Source organism: uncultured Aquimarina sp. (assembly GCF_947495315.1).
Taxonomy (GTDB): Bacteria; Bacteroidota; Bacteroidia; order Flavobacteriales; family Flavobacteriaceae; genus Aquimarina.
Window position 1 is genome coordinate 169,602 of the sequence record NZ_CANLYD010000012.1, and the last position, 22,475, is coordinate 192,076.

At 35.9% G+C, this 22,475-nt stretch carries 16 protein-coding genes and 5 tRNA genes; 20 read left to right on the forward strand and 1 reads right to left on the reverse strand.

Going from position 1 to position 22,475, the window contains the following annotated elements; genetic code table 11:
* The first annotated feature begins 203 nt into the window (after positions 1-203).
* The 19 genes from rpsU (at position 204) to Q0910_RS19825 (ending at position 16,098) form a co-directional block, all read left to right on the forward strand.
* The gene (rpsU, locus tag Q0910_RS19735) at positions 204-398 is read left to right on the forward strand and encodes a 30S ribosomal protein S21 (RefSeq protein WP_025743950.1); all 195 of its coding nucleotides are present in this window, start codon (positions 204-206) and stop codon (positions 396-398) included.
* 126 nt (positions 399-524) lie between these two features.
* Positions 525-1,415 carry a tyrosine-type recombinase/integrase gene (locus Q0910_RS19740; protein WP_299220309.1) on the forward strand — a complete coding sequence of 297 codons (891 nt, stop codon included), beginning with the start codon at positions 525-527 and terminating at the stop codon, positions 1,413-1,415.
* A 68-nt stretch (positions 1,416-1,483) separates the two neighbouring features.
* Positions 1,484-1,786: a ribosome-associated translation inhibitor RaiA gene (raiA, locus tag Q0910_RS19745; protein ID WP_118457944.1), complete on the forward strand. Its 303-nt coding sequence runs from the start codon at positions 1,484-1,486 to the stop codon at positions 1,784-1,786.
* 102 nt (positions 1,787-1,888) lie between these two features.
* Positions 1,889-1,962, forward strand: a tRNA-Thr gene (locus Q0910_RS19750).
* Positions 1,963-2,086: 124 nt separating this feature from the next.
* A tRNA-Tyr gene (locus Q0910_RS19755) sits at positions 2,087-2,168 on the forward strand.
* Positions 2,169-2,200: 32 nt separating this feature from the next.
* Positions 2,201-2,273 (forward strand) — tRNA-Gly (locus tag Q0910_RS19760).
* A gap of 127 nt (positions 2,274-2,400) precedes the next feature.
* Positions 2,401-2,472 (forward strand) — tRNA-Thr (locus Q0910_RS19765).
* Between the two features lie 58 nt (positions 2,473-2,530).
* The gene (tuf, locus tag Q0910_RS19770; RefSeq protein ID WP_299220312.1) at positions 2,531-3,718 is read left to right on the forward strand and encodes an elongation factor Tu; all 1,188 of its coding nucleotides are present in this window, start codon (positions 2,531-2,533) and stop codon (positions 3,716-3,718) included.
* 60 nt (positions 3,719-3,778) lie between these two features.
* Positions 3,779-3,851 (forward strand) — tRNA-Trp (locus Q0910_RS19775).
* Positions 3,852-3,953: 102 nt separating this feature from the next.
* Positions 3,954-4,151: a preprotein translocase subunit SecE gene (gene secE / locus Q0910_RS19780; protein WP_118457940.1), complete on the forward strand. Its 198-nt coding sequence runs from the start codon at positions 3,954-3,956 to the stop codon at positions 4,149-4,151.
* A gap of 5 nt (positions 4,152-4,156) precedes the next feature.
* Positions 4,157-4,711 carry a transcription termination/antitermination protein NusG gene (gene nusG / locus Q0910_RS19785; protein ID WP_118457938.1) on the forward strand — a complete coding sequence of 185 codons (555 nt, stop codon included), beginning with the start codon at positions 4,157-4,159 and terminating at the stop codon, positions 4,709-4,711.
* A gap of 77 nt (positions 4,712-4,788) precedes the next feature.
* The gene (rplK, locus tag Q0910_RS19790) at positions 4,789-5,226 is read left to right on the forward strand and encodes a 50S ribosomal protein L11 (RefSeq protein WP_091412200.1); all 438 of its coding nucleotides are present in this window, start codon (positions 4,789-4,791) and stop codon (positions 5,224-5,226) included.
* An 18-nt stretch (positions 5,227-5,244) separates the two neighbouring features.
* The gene (gene rplA, locus Q0910_RS19795) at positions 5,245-5,943 is read left to right on the forward strand and encodes a 50S ribosomal protein L1 (RefSeq protein WP_299220315.1); all 699 of its coding nucleotides are present in this window, start codon (positions 5,245-5,247) and stop codon (positions 5,941-5,943) included.
* Positions 5,944-5,954: 11 nt separating this feature from the next.
* A complete protein-coding gene (gene rplJ / locus Q0910_RS19800; protein WP_118457934.1) occupies positions 5,955-6,476 on the forward strand; it encodes a 50S ribosomal protein L10 in 522 nt (173 codons plus the stop codon).
* 67 nt (positions 6,477-6,543) lie between these two features.
* Positions 6,544-6,918, forward strand: coding sequence for a 50S ribosomal protein L7/L12 (gene rplL, locus Q0910_RS19805; RefSeq protein ID WP_298319934.1), 375 nt, complete (start codon positions 6,544-6,546; stop codon positions 6,916-6,918).
* A 129-nt stretch (positions 6,919-7,047) separates the two neighbouring features.
* On the forward strand, positions 7,048-10,857 hold the full coding sequence (gene rpoB / locus Q0910_RS19810; RefSeq protein WP_299220319.1) for a DNA-directed RNA polymerase subunit beta: 3,810 nt from the start codon (positions 7,048-7,050) through the stop codon (positions 10,855-10,857).
* A 97-nt stretch (positions 10,858-10,954) separates the two neighbouring features.
* The gene (rpoC, locus tag Q0910_RS19815) at positions 10,955-15,253 is read left to right on the forward strand and encodes a DNA-directed RNA polymerase subunit beta' (RefSeq protein WP_299220322.1); all 4,299 of its coding nucleotides are present in this window, start codon (positions 10,955-10,957) and stop codon (positions 15,251-15,253) included.
* 69 nt (positions 15,254-15,322) lie between these two features.
* Complete coding sequence (locus tag Q0910_RS19820; RefSeq protein ID WP_299220325.1) at positions 15,323-15,637, forward strand: DUF3467 domain-containing protein; 315 nt, start codon at positions 15,323-15,325, stop codon at positions 15,635-15,637.
* A 140-nt stretch (positions 15,638-15,777) separates the two neighbouring features.
* Positions 15,778-16,098, forward strand: coding sequence for a DUF962 domain-containing protein (locus Q0910_RS19825; RefSeq protein WP_299220328.1), 321 nt, complete (start codon positions 15,778-15,780; stop codon positions 16,096-16,098).
* A 157-nt stretch (positions 16,099-16,255) separates the two neighbouring features.
* On the opposite strand, the gene Q0910_RS19830 is transcribed toward Q0910_RS19825, so the two are convergent.
* Positions 16,256-17,842, reverse strand: a complete 1,587-nt coding sequence (locus Q0910_RS19830; protein ID WP_299220331.1) for a peptide chain release factor 3 — start codon at positions 17,840-17,842, stop codon at positions 16,256-16,258.
* A gap of 324 nt (positions 17,843-18,166) precedes the next feature.
* Here Q0910_RS19830 and Q0910_RS19835 point away from each other — a divergent pair.
* Positions 18,167-22,475: SdrD B-like domain-containing protein (locus Q0910_RS19835; RefSeq protein WP_299220334.1), on the forward strand; the 4,309-nt coding region annotated here is incomplete at its 3' end.

The following is a 22,475-nucleotide window of genomic DNA, read 5'->3' on the forward strand; positions in this document are numbered from 1 at the left end:
TGAAGTGATTATTCTTAATTTATAAGACGGTTTTTTATCTGTTAAAGCATTTTGAAGCAGATAAAAACCGTCTTTTTTTACTTTGATTATAAGAGGTTTAAAATAAATAAGTAAATAATAATTAAGTTATTTGAAAAAAGCTTTGTAGATAATACTTTTGTGTTATCTTTGCACCCTAATTTTTAAAGAAAGGAGGTAACACTATGTTAATTATACCAGTTAAAGACGGAGAAAATATAGATAGAGCGTTAAAACGTTTTAAGCGTAAATTCGATAGAACAGGAACTATGCGTCAGCTGCGTAAGCGTCAGGCGTTCACAAAGCCTTCTGTTGAGCGCAGAGCTCAGGTTCAAAAAGCGCAATACATTCAGCACTTAAGAGACCAAGAGGAAATTTAAAACAACATGTTGAAACGTTGTATGTTTTAATTCTTTTTTAAGAATTAAACTTCGTTTTTCAGTATATATAATTTTAAGCCATTAGATGTCAAAAGTTTTATACTTTTGTATTCTAATGGTTTTTTTGTGTTTATTAAAGAATTTATAGATTATTTACTTTTAGAAAGAAAGTATTCAGTTCATACAGTTACCGCGTATAAAACAGATTTACTATCTTATACTAGGTTTTATGAAAAAGAATACGATGAAAAAGATATCTCAAGATCGAATTATGCTCAAATCCGTTCCTGGATTGTAAATTTGGTTGATGAGGGAGTTTCTAATAGGTCGATTAATAGGAAAGTATCTTCACTTAAAGCGTATTATAGATTTTTATTGAAAACTGGGCAAATAAACAAAAGCCCTTTAGCTAAACATCAAGCATTAAAAGTTTCGAAAAAACTGCAAATTCCGTTCTCAAATATTGAGGTGGATAAGGTTTTGAATGGATTGTTAGATGGAGAGGATTTCAAAAGTGTTAGAGATAGGTTAATTGTTGAGCTTTTTTATGCGACGGGAATGCGTAGAATTGAATTAGTTAATCTTAAGATAAGCAATATTGATCTCTTAGGTAAGCAGGTGAAGGTTTTGGGGAAGCGTAATAAAGAAAGGTATATACCTTTAATACCGTCAATTCTTGCTACTATTAAAAGGTATTTAGAATTAAGACCAGAAGTTGTAGTGGAGTCTGAAAATCCTTTTTTATTGTTAACAGAAAAAGGAGTTAAAATCTATGAAACACTTGTGTATCGAATCATAAATGGTTATTTTAGTGAGGCATCTTCTAAAGTAAAAAGGAGCCCGCATATATTGAGACATTCATTTGCGACACATCTGCTTAATGAAGGTGCAAACTTAAACGCTGTAAAAGAATTACTTGGTCATTCCAGTTTAGCTTCTACTGAGGTATATACGCATCATAGTGTTGCGCAATTAGCAAAAGTGCACAAGCAATCTCACCCAAGGAGTAAAAAGTAAGGTGTTTATTGTTGTGCTTATGTCTTTTGAACTTTAAAATATTTGTTTAACCAATTAAAATAACACCTATGAAAGTGAACTTGCAATCCGTTAATTTTAATGTAGATCAGAAATTGGTAGATTTTACACAGACGAAATTGGATAAGTTAGAAAATCATTTTAGTCGTATTATTCATGCTGATGTTTTTTTGAAAGTTATGAATACAAGTGGTAAAGAAAATAAAATCACCGAAATTTTACTGAGTGTTCCTGGAGATGAGTTTATAATAAAAAAAATAAACAAAAGCTTTGAAGAAGGTGTGGATGAGTGTGTTAGTTCGTTGGAAAGACAATTGCGAAAACGGAAGGAAAAATTAAATGCACATGTTTGATGATTTTTTTTTAAAAATTGTTTTGTGTAAGAAATAAATTCTATACATTTGCAGTCCGTTAGAAATAGCGGACTTTTTTATGCTTAAAAAAGTAACCAAAAAGCCGATGTAGCTCAGCTGGCTAGAGCAGCTGATTTGTAATCAGCAGGTCGTGGGTTCGAGTCCCTCCATCGGCTCTTAAAAAGGTAAGATTTTGAAAAAAAATAGAACCTTTTTTTATAAAATTTTGAATTGTAAAATATTTGATTACTTTTGCGCTTTCAAAATTTAGAAGTTCATTCTAAAATAATGATTTCAATTGGGGAGATACTCAAGCGGCCAACGAGGGCAGACTGTAAATCTGCTGACTACGTCTTCGCAGGTTCGAATCCTGCTCTCCCCACAACCTTCAATTTTGATTTCAAAATTGTAAACGCGGGAGTAGCTCAGTTGGTAGAGCGTCAGCCTTCCAAGCTGAATGTCGCCAGTTCGAACCTGGTCTCCCGCTCTTAAAAAATACAGAGCTAATCTTGATGCATTATTAGCATTGGATTTTTAAAACAAAAATAATGATGAATCGGTTTTCTTTCGATATGTAATGAAGGACTCTGGTTTATCATTGTGTACTTTTAAAAGCCGGTGTAGCTCAGGGGTAGAGCGTTTCCTTGGTAAGGAAGAGGTCACGAGTTCAAATCTCGTCATTGGCTCTTAGTTCAGAAGCATTAATTGAACACTAATATATAACTAAGATTAAATAAATTCATTATGGCAAAGGAAACTTTTGATCGTTCCAAACCGCACTTAAATATTGGTACTATTGGACACGTTGATCACGGTAAAACAACTTTAACGGCTGCGATTACTAAGGTATTATCGGATGCTGGTCTTTCTGAGGCTAGGGATTTCGATACTATTGATAACGCTCCAGAAGAAAAGGAAAGAGGTATTACTATTAATACGTCTCACGTAGAATACCAAACAGAAAATCGTCACTACGCGCACGTTGACTGTCCAGGTCACGCCGATTATGTAAAGAATATGGTAACTGGTGCGGCTCAAATGGATGGAGCAATTTTAGTAGTTGCTGCAACAGATGGACCTATGCCACAAACTCGTGAGCACATCTTATTAGGACGTCAGGTTGGTATTCCAAGAATCGTTGTATTCCTTAATAAAGTGGATATGGTTGATGATGAGGAATTACTAGAATTAGTAGAAATGGAAGTTAGAGATCTTCTTTCTTTCTATGAGTATGATGGTGATAATGGACCTGTTATTTCTGGTTCTGCACTTGGAGCTCTAAATGGAGAGCAAAAATGGGTTGATACCGTTTTAGAATTAATGAAGGAAGTGGATGCTTGGATCGAAGAGCCATTACGTGAGATCGATAAAGATTTCTTAATGCCAATTGAAGATGTATTCTCTATTACTGGTCGTGGTACTGTTGCAACTGGACGTATCGAAACTGGTATTGCTAATACTGGAGATCCTGTAGAGATCATTGGTATGGGAGCTGAGAAATTAACTTCTACTATTACTGGTATCGAGATGTTCCGTCAGATATTAGATAGAGGAGAAGCTGGAGATAATGCTGGTATCTTATTAAGAGGTATTGAGAAAACTCAGATTTCTCGTGGTATGGTAATTACTAAACCAGGATCTGTAACTCCGCATGCTAAATTCAAAGCTGAGGTTTATATCCTTAAGAAAGAAGAAGGTGGACGTCATACTCCATTCCATAATAACTACCGTCCTCAGTTCTACGTTCGTACGACTGACGTAACAGGAAACATTGCGCTTCCTGATGGAGTTGAAATGGTAATGCCTGGAGATAACTTAACAATTACTGTTGAGCTTATTCAGCCAATTGCAATGAATGTAGGTCTTCGTTTTGCGATCCGTGAAGGTGGTAGAACGGTAGGTGCCGGACAGGTTACTGAAATTTTAGACTAATACAATATATTAATATATGAGGTAAGGTATTCGCTACGGCGAATACCTTGACTTATGTATACGGGTTTAGCTCAGTTGGTAGAGCACTGGTCTCCAAAACCAGGTGTCGGGAGTTCGAGTCTCTCAACCCGTGCTGATAAATATGGAAAGTATCTTCATTTAAATAAAATGAAGTTGATATAATGAATTTATAGTGGTAAGAGATTTTTTTCTTGTCATTAAAAAGAATAATAAGATGGCTGGATTAATAAATTACATTACGGAATCATATAGCGAGTTAAAGAACCACGTAACATGGACTCCTTGGGCAGAAGCGCAAAGACTTACCTTGGTTACCATTGTTTTCTCGGTTATTTTTTCATTAGCTATCTGGGGAGTTGATACTGTGTTTAGTAATGTGATAGAGTATTATTTCACTTTAGTTAAATCGTAATTATAATGGCTGAGGTTGGAAATACAAAAAAATGGTACGTTGTACGTGCTGTAAGTGGTCAAGAGAACAAGATAAAGGACTATATCGAACGAGAAATTGCTCATATGGGAATGGAGGACTATGTTTCTCAAATCTTGGTGCCCACTGAAAAGGTTATTCAGATCAGAAATGGGAAAAAGATACATAAAGAAAGAGTGTATTTTCCTGGGTATGTGATGATAGAAGCAAATCTTTCTGGAGAAATTCCTCATATAATAAAATCTATTAATGGAGTTATTGGTTTTCTTGGAGAGGTTAAAGGAGGAGATCCTGTGCCTTTAAGAAAAGCCGAAATTAACAGAATGCTTGGTAAAGTAGATGAGCTTGCAGTGAAAACTGATAATGTTGCTATCCCTTACACTGTTGGAGAAACGGTAAAAGTGATTGATGGTCCTTTTAACGGTTTTAACGGTACAGTTGAGAAGGTTAATGAAGAAAAGCGTAAGCTTGAAGTAATGGTTAAGATTTTCGGAAGAAAAACCCCATTAGAATTGAGTTATATGCAAGTAGAAAAAGTATAATAATTGTTACATTATATATCCTGAATTGTTCTTATTGCTTCCACTTTATAGAACAATTCTAATTTAAAATTAGAAAAATGGCTAAAGAGATAAGTAAGGTTGTAAAACTTCAAGTACGTGGAGGAGCGGCGAACCCATCCCCACCAGTTGGACCTGCTTTAGGTGCTGCCGGAGTGAATATCATGGAATTCTGTAAGCAATTCAATGGTAGGACACAAGATAAGGCTGGTAAAGTATTGCCAGTTGTTATTAATGTTTACAAAGACAAGTCTTTTGATTTTGTAATCAAAACTCCACCTGCGGCGGTTCAAATACTGGAAGCAGCAAAAACGAAAAAAGGTTCAGGAGAGCCAAATCGTAAAAAAGTGGCTAGTGTTACTTGGGATCAAGTTCGTACAATTGCAGAAGATAAAATGCAGGATTTAAATGCATTTACTGTAGAATCTGCTATGAAAATGATTGCCGGTACCGCTCGTTCAATGGGTGTAACTGTAAAAGGACAAGCTCCTTTTTAATCCAAAAACGTGTAGAAAATGGCAAAAGTAACTAAAAAGCAAAAAGAAGTTAGAGCTAAGGTTGAAAAGAATAAAGCATATTCTGTAGACGAAGCTTCTGCTTTAGTAAAAGAAATAACAAACGTAAATTTTGATGCCTCCGTAGATCTTGCTGTTCGTTTGAACGTAGATCCTCGTAAAGCAAATCAAATGGTACGTGGTGTGGTAACATTACCACATGGAACAGGAAAGGATGTTAAAGTTCTTGCATTAGTAACACCGGATAAAGAAGCTGAAGCTAAAGAAGCTGGAGCTGATTTTGTAGGTCTTGATGAATATCTAGACAAAATTAAAGGTGGATGGACTGATGTAGATGTGATCATTACAATGCCTAGTGTTATGGGTAAATTAGGTCCATTAGGTCGAGTATTAGGACCACGTGGTTTAATGCCTAACCCTAAAACAGGAACAGTAACAATGGATATAGCAAAAGCTGTTTCTGATGTTAAAGCTGGTAAAATCGATTTTAAAGTTGATAAAACTGGTATTGTTCACGCCGCAATTGGAAAGTCATCTTTTTCTGCTGATAAAATCGCAGGAAATGCAAAAGAATTATTAACAACGTTAGTGAAGTTAAAACCTGTGGCAGCTAAAGGGGTATATATTAAGTCAATATATATGTCTTCTACAATGAGCCCTAGTTTGGAGATTGATTTAAAGAACTACGCTGGTAATTAAGATAAACGATTATGACAAGAGAAGAAAAATCACAAGTAATTGAAGACTTAACTGCTCAGTTAGCTGAAAACACTAATATCTATTTAGCGGATATTTCAGGTTTGGATGCAGGAACAACTTCAAACTTACGTAGAGCTTGTTTTAAAGCTAACGTATCATTAAAAGTAATAAAGAATACACTCCTTGCGAAAGCAATGGAGAAATCTGATAAAGATTTTGGAGAATTACCAGAAGTATTAAAAGGTAATACTTCAATTATGTTCTCTGAAACAGGTAATGCACCGGCAAAGGTTATAAAAGAGTTTCGTAAGAAATCTGAGAAGCCTTTACTAAAAGGAGCTTTTGTAGAAGAAGCAATTTTTGTTGGGGATGAAACTCTGGATGCACTTGTAGATATCAAGTCTAAAGAAGAAGTTATCGGAGAAATTATTGGCTTACTACAGTCACCGGCTAAGAATGTTATTTCTGCATTAAAGTCTAGTGGTGGTACTATAGCAGGTATTCTTAAAACATTATCCGAGAAAGAAGGATAATCTAAGCGTGTACGCACTTTTTAACAAATATATTTCAATTAAAAAAAATTATTAAAAACGATAGAAAATGGCAGATTTAAAAGAATTCGCAGAACAATTAGTTAACTTAACAGTAAAAGAAGTTAATGAGTTAGCTGATATATTAAAAGATGAGTATGGTATCGAGCCTGCTGCTGCTGCAGTAGCTGTTGCTGGACCAGGTGCTCCAGGTGCAGAAGCTGCAGAAGAAAAAACTGAATTTGATGTAATCCTTAAAGCAGCTGGTGGTGCTAAATTAGCAGTTGTAAAACTTGTGAAGGAATTAACTGGTCTTGGTCTTAAAGAAGCTAAAGGTTTAGTTGATGATGCTCCAAGTGCAATCAAAGAAGGTATTGCTAAAGATGAAGCAGAAGCTCTTAAAGCTCAATTAGAAGAGGCTGGAGCAGAGGTTGAGCTTAAGTAAGCTTACCATATATTGACATAGAGGTTTAGACCTGGAGAATTTTCTCTAAGGTCTAAACCATTTTGCGTATATAAATATGATGTATTAAAATACGCTGTTTTTTAAACTTTAATTTAATTCCGTCCATTGATGTTAGCAACGCAAACTGAAAGATTGAATTTTTCTTCTGTAAAGAATAGACCTGATTATCCGGATTTTTTGGATATCCAGATCAAATCATTTCAGGACTTCTTTCAATTAGAAACAAAGTCTGAAGAAAGAGGAAACGAGGGTCTTTATAATACCTTCATGGAAAATTTCCCGATTACGGATACACGTAATCAATTTGTACTAGAATTTTTAGACTACTTCGTAGATCCACCAAGATATGATTTGCAAGAGTGTATAGAAAGAGGTCTTACATATAGTGTACCTCTAAAAGCACGTTTAAAACTTTTCTGTACAGACCCTGAGCACGAAGATTTTGAGACGATTGTTCAGGACGTATATTTAGGTACGATTCCTTACATGACTCCAAGTGGTACATTCTGTATTAATGGAGCAGAACGTGTTGTTGTATCTCAATTACACCGTTCACCTGGTGTGTTCTTTGGACAATCATTCCATGCAAATGGAACAAAGTTATATTCTGCAAGAGTAATACCTTTTAAAGGATCTTGGATAGAATTTGCAACTGATATCAATAGCGTTATGTACGCATATATTGATAGAAAGAAAAAATTACCGGTAACTACACTTTTCCGTGCTATCGGTTTTGAAAGAGATAAAGATATTTTAGAGATTTTTGACCTTGCTGAAGAGGTGAAAGTTTCTAAATCTGGATTAAAGAAAGTATTAGGTCGTAAACTTGCTGCACGTGTTTTAAATACGTGGCATGAGGATTTCGTTGATGAAGATACGGGAGAAGTTGTTTCTATAGAGCGTAACGAAATTGTGTTAGATCGTGATACTGTACTAGATAAAGATCACTTAGATGAGATCGTGGATTCTGGAGCTAAAACCATTCTACTTCATAAAGAAGATAACCAGAAAGGGGATTATGCTATTATCCATAATACACTGCAGAAAGATCCTACGAATTCTGAAAAAGAAGCCGTGGAACATATATACCGTCAATTACGTAATGCAGAACCGCCTGATGAGGAAACTGCAAGAGGTATTATTGACAAGTTATTCTTTTCTGACCAACGTTACAACTTAGGTGAGGTAGGTCGTTACAGAATGAATAAAAAGTTAGGTCTTAATATCGAAATGGATAAGCAAGTGCTTACTAAAGAGGATATTATAACTATCATAAAATACTTAATTGAGTTAATTAACTCTAAAGCAGAGATTGATGATATTGATCACCTTTCTAACCGTCGTGTAAGAACTGTTGGAGAGCAATTATCTCAGCAATTTGGAGTAGGTCTAGCACGTATGGCTCGTACTATACGAGAGCGTATGAACGTTAGAGATAATGAAGTATTTACACCTATAGATTTAATTAATGCAAAGACCTTGTCTTCTGTAATTAATTCATTCTTTGGAACCAACCAGTTATCCCAGTTTATGGATCAAACAAATCCATTAGCAGAGATTACTCATAAGCGTAGACTTTCTGCTCTTGGACCAGGTGGTTTATCTAGAGAAAGGGCAGGTTTTGAGGTTCGAGATGTACACTATACGCATTACGGTCGTTTATGTCCTATAGAGACACCTGAAGGGCCAAATATTGGACTAATTTCTTCACTTGCTGTATTTGCTAAAGTGAATTCAATGGGATTCCTTGAAACACCATATCGTAAAGTTGAGAATGGTAAAGTAGATTTAAGTGAATTTAGGTATCTAAGTGCTGAAGAAGAGGAAGAGAAATTAATAATGCAAGCCAATCTTCCATTAAAAGAAGATGGTACAATTGAGAGTGATAAGGTGATTGCACGTATGGAAGGTGATTTCCCTGTGATCGATCCATCATCTGTAAATTATGCCGATGTTGCACCTAACCAGATTGCTTCGATTTCTGCATCTTTGATTCCTTTCTTGGAGCATGATGATGCGAACCGTGCATTGATGGGATCGAATATGATGCGTCAGGCAGTTCCTTTATTAAGAGTAGATGCTCCAATTGTAGGTACAGGACTTGAACGTCAGGTAGCTTCTGATTCTAGGGTGTTAATAAATGCTGAAGGAGCCGGAGTTGTTGAGTATGTAGATGCTCAAAAGATAACTATCAAATACGATAGAACGGAAGAAGAGAGAATGGTAAGTTTTGAAAGTGATTCTAAAACGTATAACCTGATTAAATTCCGTAAAACTAACCAAGGTACTTCTATCAACCTTAAACCAATTGTAAGAGTTGGAGATAGAGTAAATAAAGGACAAGTTTTATGTCAGGGTTATGCAACCGAGAACGGAGAACTTGCTTTAGGTAGAAATATGAAGGTTGCCTTCATGCCTTGGAAAGGATATAACTTTGAGGATGCGATTGTGATTTCTGAGAAAGTTGTTAGGGATGATATCTTCACTTCTATTCATATCGATGAGTATTCATTAGAGGTAAGAGATACTAAGTTAGGTAACGAAGAGTTAACTAATGATATCCCTAATGTTTCTGAGGAAGCTACAAAAGATCTTGATGAAAACGGAATGATCCGTGTTGGAGCTGAAATCAAACCAGGAGATATTCTTATCGGTAAGATTACACCAAAAGGAGAGAGTGATCCTACTCCAGAAGAGAAGCTGCTAAGAGCTATCTTTGGAGATAAAGCAGGAGATGTTAAAGATGCATCTTTAAAAGCTTCACCTTCTTTACACGGTGTTGTTATAGATAAGAAGTTGTTCGCTCGTGCTATTAAGGATAAGCGTAAACGTTCTCAGGATAAAGAAGATATTTCTATCTTAGAAAGATCTTATGATGCAAAATTTGCATTATTAAAAGCAGAATTGGTAGATAAATTATTTATAATCGTAGGAGGTAAGACTTCCCAAGGTGTTATTAATGATTTAGGAGAAGAAGTACTTCCAAAAGGTAAAAAGTTTACTCAGAAAATGCTGAACAGTGTTGATGATTATGCTCACCTTACGAAAGGAACCTGGACTACTGATGATACTCTTAATAAAATGGTTGCGGATCTAATCCACAACTTTAAGATTAAAGAAAATGATTTACAAGGTAACTTACGTAGAGAGAAATTTACAATCTCTGTGGGGGATGAATTACCTTCTGGAATTATAAAACTTGCTAAAGTTTACATCGCTAAAAAACGTAAGCTTAAAGTAGGTGATAAGATGGCAGGTCGTCACGGTAACAAAGGTATTGTTGCACGTATCGTAAGAGAAGAAGATATGCCATTCTTAGAAGACGGAACACCAGTAGATATTGTACTGAATCCATTAGGGGTACCATCTCGTATGAACATTGGTCAGATCTATGAAACTGTATTAGGTTGGGCAGGTCAGAAATTAGGTAGAAAATATGCTACTCCAATTTTTGATGGAGCTTCTTTAGATCAGATCAACGAATTTACAGATGAAGCAGGTATTCCAAGATTTGGACATACTTATTTATATGATGGTGGTACTGGAGATCGTTTTGATCAACCGGCAACTGTAGGTGTAATCTACATGCTTAAGTTAGGTCATATGGTAGACGATAAAATGCACGCACGTTCTATAGGTCCATATTCATTGATCACGCAGCAACCACTTGGTGGTAAAGCACAATTTGGTGGTCAACGTTTTGGAGAGATGGAAGTATGGGCACTAGAAGCTTATGGTGCTTCAGCTACCCTTCGTGAAATACTGACTGTGAAATCTGATGATGTTATTGGTAGAGCCAAAACGTACGAAAGTATTGTAAAAGGTGAGCCTATGCCAGAACCGGGATTACCAGAATCATTCAATGTATTAATGCATGAATTGAAAGGTCTGGGTCTGGATATCAGATTAGAAGAATAATATAGATGAAATCGTACCCTGAGCGAAGTCGAAGGGTACGATACATCATTAAATTATTCAATTTTAAATTACAATAATTCTTAAGCAACCATATATTATGGCAAGAAATAATGATAAGAATACAGTAAAGAGATTTAATAAAATCTCTATAGGTTTAGCATCTCCTGAGTCAATTTTAGCAGCGTCGCAGGGAGAAGTTTTAAAGCCTGAAACTATCAATTATCGTACGCACAAACCTGAACGTGATGGTTTGTTCTGTGAGCGTATTTTTGGACCTGTTAAGGACTTTGAATGTGCTTGTGGTAAATATAAAAGAATTCGTTACAAAGGGATCGTTTGTGATCGATGTGGAGTTGAAGTAACAGAAAAGAAAGTTAGAAGAGATCGCGTAGGACATATTAATTTAGTTGTTCCTGTAGCGCATATATGGTATTTCCGTTCTTTACCAAACAAAATAGGATATTTATTAGGGCTGCCATCTAAGAAATTAGATATGATCATTTACTACGAAAGATACGTAGTAATCCAACCAGGTATTGCTAAAAATGAAGAAGGGGAACCAGTTCAGAAAATGGATTTCCTTACAGAAGAAGAATATCTGAATATTTTAGATAGTCTTCCTCAGGAGAATTTATATCTAGATGATAATGACCCTAATAAATTCATCGCTAAGATGGGGGCAGAATGTCTTATTGAAATTCTAAAAAGAATTGATCTTGATGAGTTATCATACCAATTAAGACATAAAGCAAATAACGAAACTTCTAAGCAACGTAAAACGGAAGCGTTAAAGCGTCTTCAAGTTGTAGAGTCGTTACGTGATGCTAATAAAAATAGAGAAAATCGTCCAGAATGGATGATTCTTAAAGTGGTTCCGGTAATTCCACCAGAATTACGTCCATTAGTACCACTAGATGGAGGTCGTTTCGCAACCTCTGATTTAAATGATTTATATCGTCGTGTAATTATACGTAATAATCGTTTGAAGCGTTTGATGGAAATCAAAGCTCCAGAAGTAATTTTGCGTAATGAAAAACGTATGTTACAGGAGTCTGTGGATTCTTTATTTGATAATACACGTAAGGCTTCTGCCGTAAAGACAGATTCTAATAGACCATTAAAATCATTATCAGATTCTTTAAAAGGTAAGCAAGGACGTTTCCGTCAGAACTTACTTGGTAAACGTGTGGATTATTCTGCTCGTTCTGTAATTGTTGTTGGACCTGAATTGAAATTATTCGAATGTGGTCTTCCTAAGAATATGGCAGCTGAGTTGTACAAGCCATTTGTAATCAGAAAGTTGATCGAGCGTGGTATTGTAAAGACGGTAAAATCAGCAAAGAAAATTATAGATAGAAAAGAGCCTGTAGTTTGGGATATCTTAGAGAATGTTCTAAAAGGACATCCGGTATTACTAAACCGTGCTCCTACGCTTCACCGTTTAGGTATACAGGCATTCCAGCCAAAACTTATTGAAGGTAAAGCAATACAGTTACACCCATTGGTATGTACGGCATTTAATGCCGATTTTGATGGAGATCAAATGGCAGTACATTTACCATTAGGACCAGAAGCGATATTAGAAGCACAATTATTGATGTTAGCTTCTCATAATATCTTAAACCCTGCTAATGGTTCACCGGTTACGGTACCTTCTCAGGATATGGTATTAGGACTGTATTATATGACTAAGTCTCGTAGATCTACGCCCGAATTAGAAATTAAAGGTGAAGATTTAACATTCTATTCTCCAGAGGAAGTGGTTATCGCTTATAATGAGAAAAGATTAGATATCAATGCTAATATTAAAGTTAGAACAAAAGATATCGAAGAAGGAGAATTAGTAACTAAAATAATAGAAACTACTACTGGTAGAGTTTTATTTAACGAAAAAGTTCCTGAGAAAGCTGGTTATATCAATGAAGTATTGACTAAAAAATCTCTTAGAGATATTATTGGCGATATTTTAAAGGTGACTAGTGTTCCTGAAACTGCAGCTTTCTTAGATGAAATCAAAACACTAGGTTATAACTTTGCATTTAGAGGTGGATTGTCATTTAGCTTAGGTGATATTATTATTCCTAAGGAAAAGCATACTATGATTGCTGACGCTAATAAACAGGTAGATAATATTGTAGCAAACTACAATATGGGTCTTATCACTAATAATGAGCGTTATAATCAGGTAATTGATATATGGACATCAACTAATGCTGAGTTGACAGAGTTGTCGATGAAGCGTATTAGAGAAGATCAACAAGGATTTAACTCGGTATATATGATGCTTGATTCTGGAGCAAGGGGATCTAAAGAACAGATTCGTCAGCTTACAGGAATGCGTGGATTGATGGCTAAACCGAAAAAATCAAATTCTGCTGGTGGAGAAATCATTGAGAACCCGATTCTTTCTAACTTTAAAGAAGGACTTTCGATTCTAGAATACTTTATCTCTACTCACGGTGCTCGTAAAGGTCTTGCGGATACTGCACTTAAAACTGCAGATGCAGGGTATCTTACTCGTCGTTTAGTGGATGTTGCACAAGATGTAATTGTTAATATTGAAGATTGTGAAACATTAAGAGGAGTAGAAGTTAGTCCATTAAAGAAAAATGAAGAGATTATAGAAGGTCTTGCTGCAAGAATTACAGGTAGAACTTCGTTGATGGATGTTATTAATCCATTAACTCAAGAAGTACTTGTAGAAGCTGGTGTAGAGATTGATGATGAAACTGCTAAGAATATAGAAAACTCTCCGGTAGAATCTGTAGAAGTTCGTTCTGCTCTTACCTGTGAAGCTAAGAAAGGTATATGTGTCAAATGTTATGGACGTAACCTAGCTACCGGTAAAACAGTTCAACGAGGTGAAGCAGTAGGTGTTGTTGCTGCCCAGTCAATTGGAGAACCGGGAACACAACTTACATTACGTACATTCCACGTTGGAGGTATTGCAAGTAACATTTCGGAGGAAAATCAATTAAAATCTAAATTTGCTGGTAAAGCAGAAATAGAAGAATTGAAGACTGTAAAAGGTCAGGATTCTGAAGGAAACGAAATTGATGTAGTGATCTCTCGTACTTCTGAAGTTAAGGTTATAGATCCTAAAACTAAGATTGTACTTAGTACAAATCTTATACCTTATGGTTCTCAGTTGTTTATAAAGAGTGGTGATACTGTTAAAGCAGATCAAAGTATCTGTCAGTGGGATCCATATAACGGTGTAATTATTTCGGAATTTGCCGGAAAAGTTAGCTACGAAAATGTAGAACAAGGTATAACATATCAGGTAGAAATAGATGAACAAACTGGATTCCAGGAAAAAGTAATCTCAGAATCACGTGATAAGAAAAAGATACCTACACTTCTCATTATGGGTAAAGGTGACGAAGTTCTTCGTTCCTATAACTTACCTGTTGGAGCTCACTTAATGGTCGACGATAATGAAAAGATCGAAGTTGGTAAGGTGTTGGTTAAGATTCCTCGTAAATCAGCAAAAGCTGGTGATATTACTGGAGGTCTTCCACGTGTAACAGAATTATTTGAAGCACGTAACCCATCAAACCCTGCAGTTGTTAGTGAGATTGATGGTGTGGTATCATTTGGTAAGATCAAGCGTGGTAACCGTGAGATCATTGTAGAATCTAGAATTGGTGAAATCAAGAAGTATCTTGTTAAATTATCAAACCAGATTCTTGTACAAGAGAATGATTTTGTACGTGCAGGTATGCCATTATCAGATGGTTCTGTAACTCCTGAGGATATTCTAAAAATCAAAGGACCTTCTGCGGTACAACAGTACTTAGTTAATGAAGTGCAGGAAGTATATAGATTACAAGGTGTGAAGATTAACGATAAGCATTTTGAGGTAGTAGTACGTCAAATGATGCGTAAAGTAAGAATTCAAGATCCAGGTGACACTATTTTCTTAGAGAATCAATTAATCCATAAGTCAGATTTCATTGTAGAAAATGATTCTATGTACGGAATGAAGGTCATTGAAGACGCTGGTGATAGTGAAAACCTTAAAGCTGGTCAGATTATATCACCTCGTGATTTAAGAGATGAAAATTCTCTTTTACGTAGAGAAGATAAGAATTTAGTAGAGGCGCGAGATGTTACTCCTGCTACGGCGACTCCAATACTTCAGGGTATTACTAGAGCTTCGCTTCAGACTAAATCGTTTATCTCTGCAGCATCATTCCAGGAAACAACAAAAGTATTAAACGAAGCTGCTGTAAGTGGTAAGGTTGATGATCTGGAAGGATTGAAAGAGAATGTAATAGTTGGGCATAGAATTCCTGCAGGAACAGGTATGAGAGACTATGAGAGTATCATAGTTGGTTCTAAGGAAGAGTTCGAAGATCGAATGGAACAACGACAAGAAGTGAATTATAATTAATCAGTTAAGCCTGCCAATTGGCAGGCTTTCTGTTTTATGAACCAATGCGTTCAGGTAAAATATTTTAAAATGGCGGACGAAAAGAAACAAAAACAAAATCAATTAAATATAGAACTAGACGATGCTATTGCAGATGGGATTTATAGCAATCTTGCGATTATTAACCATTCAGTATCTGAATTTGTAGTTGACTTTGTGAATATTATGCCAGGAAGACCTAAAAGTAAAGTGAAAAGTAGGATCATTTTAACTCCCCAGCATGCCAAAAGATTATTAAAAGCGCTGGGAGATAATGTATCAAGATTTGAAGCTGCTCATGGAGAAATAAAAGATTATGAGCAATCACCAATTCCTTTGAATTTCGGCCCTACCGGACAAGCATAAGAAGTGTAAAATATTCTTAAGAATATAATGATCCGCTTGATTGATAAAATCAAGCGGATCTTTTTTTGAAATATATGGAAACTTTGATCAGAACACATATTTTTATTATCTTAAACGTTCTTTAAATAACTATATTAATTATGTCTGATCGAATTAAAACCTATTCTGAGTTCTATAAGTTTTATCTAACAGAGCACAGGAATAGAACTAGCAGAACTTTGCATTTTGTTGGTACTTTTTTAGTTTTTATTGTTATCGCAATTGCTATTTATTATGGTTGGGGTTGGAAGTGGTTTTTAGTACCTGTTGTTGGGTATGGTTTTGCGTGGATAGGTCATGCCTTTTTTGAAAAAAATAAACCAGCAACATTCAAATATCCTTTATGGAGTCTAATTTCAGATTTTAAGTTATTCTTTGAGATTCTTCTTGGAAAGAGATCGTTGGATAGCACAAAGGATTAGTATAAAGATATTTTATGTCAAGTAATTTATTGATAGATTTTTTGAATACGTGAAATGAAAATCGATTAAATATACGTCGTTTAATAGATTTTTATCCAAAACTATGTTAGTAACTTTGATTTTTTATAAACAGCCTAAAAAAGCCTCTAAATTGTGTTTAGAATTCTGAAGTAAAGTGAAAAGTTATTGAAGAATATTTTTGTTGTGTCATTTGTAAGCTGAAAGAAGAATCAGCTAAAAAAACCAATTGCCCTTGTTTATCCTTTGCTAAAAATTTACTTTTCACACGTTTGAAATCTTTAAACTCATCACTATCTGTATCTTCTGTTTCTATCCAACAAGCTTTATGCACGTTAAGATTTTCATAGGTACATTTTGCACCGTATTCGTGTTCCAATCTATATTGTATTACTTCATACTGAAGGGCTCCAACTGTACCAATTACTTTTCTTCCATTCAATTCTAAGGTAAATAATTGCGCAACTCCTTCATCCATTAATTGATCAATTCCTTTTGCTAATTGCTTGGATTTCATAGGGTCTGCATTGTTGATATATCTAAAATGCTCTGGAGAAAAACTAGGAATTCCTCTGTAATTTAATTGCTCTCCGGTCGTTAGTGTGTCTCCTATCTTAAAGTTACCGGTATCATGCAAACCAACAATATCACCCGGATAAGAAATGTCTACAATTTCTTTTTTTTCTGCAAAAAATGCATTAGGACTAGAGAATTTAAGTTTTTTGTTATGTCTTGTATGTAAATAAGGTACATTTCTTTCAAAAGTTCCTGAAACTATTTTGATAAATGCTAATCTATCTCTATGTTTAGGATCCATATTCGCATGAATCTTAAAGACAAAGCCTGTAAAATCTTTTTCGTCGGGTTCTACGACTCTGATATCACTCTCTTTAGGTCTTGGTGTCGGAGCAATTGAAACGAAACAATCTAATAACTCACGTACTCCAAAATTATTTAATGCCGAACCAAAAAAGACGGGTTGTAAGCTTCCCTTTTGATAAGATTCTTTGTTAAAAGATGGGTAAATTCCCTCTACTAACTCTATTTCTTCGCGTAAGGTTTCAGCTGCAGTATCACCAATTAATGTGTTAAGTTCAGATGAGGATAAATCAGAAACTTCAATAGTTTCTTCTATATTCTTTCTACTATCTCCGCTAAAAAGATTAATATTCTTTTCCCAAAGGTTATAAATTCCTTTAAAATCATACCCCATTCCGATCGGAAAACTTAATGGAGTAACTTTCAATCCAAGCTTTTGTTCAACTTCGTCTAGCAGTTCAAAAGCATCTTTCCCTTCACGATCTAGTTTATTTATAAAAACAATCATAGGGATGTTACGCATTCTACAAACGGATACCAATTTTTCAGTTTGTTCCTCTACACCTTTGGCAACATCAATGACCACAATTACACTATCCACAGCGGTTAGGGTTCTAAAGGTATCTTCTGCAAAATCCTTGTGTCCTGGTGTATCTAAAATATTAATTTTAATATCCTGATATTCAAAGGCTAAAACAGATGTAGCAACAGAAATTCCTCTTTGGCGCTCAATCTCCATAAAATCACTTGTAGCACCTTTCTTAATTTTATTGGATTTAACAGCTCCTGCTTCTTGTATAGCACCTCCAAATAAAAGTAATTTTTCCGTTAAAGTTGTTTTACCTGCATCAGGGTGCGAAATGATACCAAAAGTTCGTCGTCTCTTTATTTCCTCAGTGAATTTCATTGTAGTTCTATTGCTAAAGCTTGCAAATATACTACTTAAAAATACAAAGCCATTATATGTAGTGAAAACTAAGTTGCTCCGAAATATTGTTTTTTTAGTGTGTTTTATAGCTAAAAAAGATGCATTTCGTCGAAAAAGTAAAAAATATACGGGAAAAAAGATATTAAAATCATAAATCTATTGCAATATTTGTATATAGTAATAATTACGGTTTTTCCGTAGTTGTTACTATTTTTGAAATTATAAATATTATTTAGATATTTATAAGTGGTCTGTAAAAGTTAATACCCATAACCTTTACAAGCTATTGTAAACCATCGTCATATGAAAAAAATTACCCAAATCTTGTTGGGTCAAAAAGCTTTTATGTCTTTTTTGACCTTTATTTTCTTATTTACCTATAGTGTTTCCAGTCAAGAAGGAAAGGATGGTGACTTTACCGTAACAGCAGTGAATACTGTTCTCAATATGTATAGTCCTATAACTTCTGATATATCTGCGGGGACGACTACGATTGATGTAAATAGTGTTGCTTCGGATCTTGGAGGTCTCTCTAGTGGAGATCTAGTTATGATTTATCAGGCGCAAGGAGCTACCATTAATACAAGTAATACTGTTAGTTATGGTGATATTACTGATTATGGAAGTGCAGGGTTGTATGAGTTCGGTTATGTTTTAAGTGTAGCTTCAAATACAATAACTTTAACGTGTGAGATAGCTAATAGCTATTTTATCGCGGGTAGAACTCAAGTTGTTAAAGTTCCACAATATGATACACTTACAATACAAGCTGGAGCTTCTGTGATACCTTTGCCTTGGGAAGATTTTGCTGGTAGCAGACGAGGTGGAGTTGTGGTTATTACTGCAAATACAATAGATGTTTTAGGTGATATAGATGCTACGGGACTTGGTTTTAGAGGAGGAGTTGGAGATAATACAACTACAACTAATGGAGCAACAGTTACTACAGATTTTGTAACATCCACAAGTGGTCTGAGTGCAGAAAAAGGAGAAGGTATTGTTGGTAATCAAGCAGATTATGACATTTTAGGAGGTAGATATGGTCGAGGAGCACCTGCGAATGGAGGTGGAGGAGGAAATTCCCATAATGCTGGAGGAGGTGGAGGATCCAATGGTAATAACGGCAATGTATGGTTTAATGGTACTGGAGTGATGTGTTCGACCTGTACAGGTTCAGCAGCTTGGAATTTAGATCCTGATTTTATTGCTAATGGTAATGCTTTGACCAATTCTTCTGGTGGTGGTAGAGGAGGTTATTCCTTTGGAAGTAGTAATCAAAATGCCTTAACATTAGCGCCAGGCAATAGCGCTTGGGGAGGCGATCATAGAGATCAAGTTGGAGGATTAGGTGGAAGACCACTGATAGCCAACGAACAAAATAGAATTTTTCTCGGAGGAGGAGGAGGAGCCGGTGATGGAAATAATAATGCTAGTCAGGATGCCGCTAATGGTGGAGGTGTTATATTTTTAGGAGCCAATTCAATTATAGGATCTGGTAATATACTTGCCAATGGAGCAAATGCATTACCAACTGTCCCTGGGCACAATGATGCACCAGGTGGAGGTGGTGGAGGTGGAAGTGTTATACTAAGAGCACCTTCTATATCAAATTCTTTGGTTATAAATGCAAATGGAGGAAATGGAGGTGATCAATTAATTACTAATAATGAAAGTGAAGGACCTGGTGGAGGAGGAGGTGCTGGATTTGTAGCTCTTTCAGCTGGTACTCCGACTATCAATATTAATGGAGGTTCTAATGGTACTACTAGTAGTGGAGCTGTTACTGAATTCCCAACCAATGGTGCTACAAGTGGAGCAAATGGAGAGTTAGTTAATAGTGTTAGTCCAAATTTGATTTCCTGTGTGAATACGGGTACCATAAGCGGTGTTGTTTATAATGATGCAAATGGAAACGGAACACAAGATGGCGAATCAGGCATCGGTAGTGTGTCAATAACAATTACAGATATAAACGGTAATGTACAAACAATTACCACAAATCCTGATGGAACATATACAGCTGTATTACCACCGGGTAATGCAACTATTAATATTTTGAATTCGGATCCTGGATTACCAATTAATGCAGTGCAGACACAAGGTGATGATCCTACAACAATTACAGTGGTAGGTGGAATAAATACAACTTCGGCGTCAGATGGTTTTGTTGTTGATACAGATGGTGATGGTACAGGTGATCCATTAGATAATTGTCCAACAATTCCTAATGCAGGCCAAGCCGATCAAGATTCAGATAATGTCGGTAATGTTTGTGATAGCGACGATGATAATGATGGTATATTAGATACTGATGAAGGACTAAATTGTGCGTCTTCATCAGTAGGAGTTGGTACGGCACCATCTGGAAACCAGAACGGAGTTGGTTTGATAAGCGATATTTTTGATTTTGATGGTGTAGATGTAGATCTAACGACTACAATTAATAGTGTTGATGGAGGTATATTGTCGCAGTTGCAGGTTGAAAATATTACTTCCCTAAGAGTGCAAGGGCAACAAATAGATGACGGTATAGGAGAGTCACTGGTATATACTTTTACATTTAGTGAGCCGGTGACGGGTGTTAAATTTAGATGGTCTGGAATAGATAGTGGAGATAAGGTTACGGTAAATGTAGCTGGACCAGGAACTCAAATTATTAATATGGGATCATTGATGAATCCATCAACATTTCCTAGTAGCGATTATACAAGTACTTCATCAGGGAGTTCTCATGAAGTAACAAACAATGATAGTACATCTCCAACTATAGTATCTTATACTAACGGTTCAGGTGATACAACACTTAATTATTCTGATGTTGTTATAGAAGGTTTAGTGTCTTCTTTTCAAGTTATTACTGGTAAAGCTAGAACAGATGGTAACATTGTAAATAATGGAAACGTAACATTTTTGTTTTCTGATTTTACATATTGTACATATGTTGATACTGATTCTGATAATGAGCCTAATCATTTAGATGATGATTCTGATGGTGATGGTTGTAGTGATGCTAATGAAGCATATGATAATGTTAATGCAGATGGAGGTGATGGTGGACAGTTCGGCGCTGTAGATCCTGCAACTGTAGACCCTTCAACGGGATTGGTTATTTCGGAAATAGGAATCGACTACAGTACAGGTACTAATGCTTCGGTTACGGATTCGGGCATAAATGTTTGTACTGAACCTACTGTAGCTAGTGTAAGTAGTCCTACAGTTACCGAAGGTACTGACTTAGTACATACGGTTACCTTAAGTGGTGCTACAGTAAACCCAACAGACTATCCATTTGTATTAGCAGATGGTACTGCTACTGAAGGCACTGATTATGACAATACACCTACCTTTACTAATGGCGTTACCTTATCAGGTGGAGTGATTACCGTTCCAACAGGCGTAACCGACTTTACCGTTAGCTATCCAACTAGCACGGATGCATTGGTAGATAACGGAGAGACTACTACTTTGACAGTCGGTGGTGTTAGTGGTACAGGAACGATCAATGATCCTGCTCCTGCAACGGTAGTAGGTAGAATTCATTATGATCCTAATGGTAATGGAGTTTGGGATAATAATGAAAATGGGATAGATGGTATTGATGTTGTAGTAACAGATTCAGGAGGACTGACACAAACCGTAACAACTAATTCTAATGGAATATGGAGTGCTATTCTTGTCAATGTTGGTACAGTAACAGTGGATATTGTCGATGCAGATATTATTGCTATCAATCCAGGATTTATTCAAACCGGAGGAACAGATAGTAGTACTCATACGCCTGTTTCGGGAACGAGCACATTTACGGAAAGTGATAGTTTTTTATTTCCAGTACCAACACCGCTTCATACTTCTCCAAGTTGTACGGGTACTTTGTATAACTTAAGTTGGGATACAGCTCCTAATGTGGCAAATGACAATGAATTTGATTGGACACCTGATGGAAGTCTTTCAAGAACATTTAATGATGTGAATGGATCTGGTATTGATATTGCATCTTCTTTTACGGGAGCAATCACAACACTTGATATATGGAGTTCCGGATTTACAGGAACAGGTTCTGGAACTACTCCAAGTTTAGGGTCAGAATCGGCCTCCGGATTTCAGGAAGTACTCCAAGTATTCACTTCTGGATTTACTGCTGGTAATACTATTACACAGACAATAACATTCTCAGGATCTTCAACGACAATTTTTTCAGCGGGATTTGATTTGTTTGATATAGATACAAATGTTCCTACAAATGAAGGTGATAAACTTACGATTACTGCAGTAGATGGTTTAGGGAATACAATTTTCCCAACATTTACTAACGCTGCTACACCGGCATATACTTCTGATAATACTACTGGAATTATTAATGGGGATAGTAGAATGACTAGTTTTTTAGATAGGATGATAGGAGTCAATTTTGCAGATTCTGACGGTATTGCTAGCATCACAATTGTATGGGAAGATTGCGATACCTGTGATCCATTAGAAAATCATGGATATGGTTTTGGTAATTTTGATTTTTGTACAGAGATACCGCCTATTGTAGTTGCCAGTGTAAGTGATGCGAGCACAGTAGAAGGAAGCAACTTAACACAGACAGTTACTTTGAGTGGAGCAACCC

Coding starts and splice junctions, on each gene's coding strand:
- rpsU (WP_025743950.1), top strand. CDS start 204: ATGTTAATTATACCAGTTAAAGACGGAGAAAATATAGATAGAGCGTTA.
- raiA (WP_118457944.1), top strand. CDS start 1,484: ATGAAAGTGAACTTGCAATCCGTTAATTTTAATGTAGATCAGAAATTG.
- tuf (WP_299220312.1), top strand. CDS start 2,531: ATGGCAAAGGAAACTTTTGATCGTTCCAAACCGCACTTAAATATTGGT.
- secE (WP_118457940.1), top strand. CDS start 3,954: ATGGCTGGATTAATAAATTACATTACGGAATCATATAGCGAGTTAAAG.
- nusG (WP_118457938.1), top strand. CDS start 4,157: ATGGCTGAGGTTGGAAATACAAAAAAATGGTACGTTGTACGTGCTGTA.
- rplK (WP_091412200.1), top strand. CDS start 4,789: ATGGCTAAAGAGATAAGTAAGGTTGTAAAACTTCAAGTACGTGGAGGA.
- rplA (WP_299220315.1), top strand. CDS start 5,245: ATGGCAAAAGTAACTAAAAAGCAAAAAGAAGTTAGAGCTAAGGTTGAA.
- rplJ (WP_118457934.1), top strand. CDS start 5,955: ATGACAAGAGAAGAAAAATCACAAGTAATTGAAGACTTAACTGCTCAG.
- rplL (WP_298319934.1), top strand. CDS start 6,544: ATGGCAGATTTAAAAGAATTCGCAGAACAATTAGTTAACTTAACAGTA.
- rpoB (WP_299220319.1), top strand. CDS start 7,048: ATGTTAGCAACGCAAACTGAAAGATTGAATTTTTCTTCTGTAAAGAAT.
- rpoC (WP_299220322.1), top strand. CDS start 10,955: ATGGCAAGAAATAATGATAAGAATACAGTAAAGAGATTTAATAAAATC.
- Q0910_RS19820 (WP_299220325.1), top strand. CDS start 15,323: ATGGCGGACGAAAAGAAACAAAAACAAAATCAATTAAATATAGAACTA.
- Q0910_RS19825 (WP_299220328.1), top strand. CDS start 15,778: ATGTCTGATCGAATTAAAACCTATTCTGAGTTCTATAAGTTTTATCTA.
- Q0910_RS19830 (WP_299220331.1), bottom strand. CDS start 17,842: ATGAAATTCACTGAGGAAATAAAGAGACGACGAACTTTTGGTATCATT.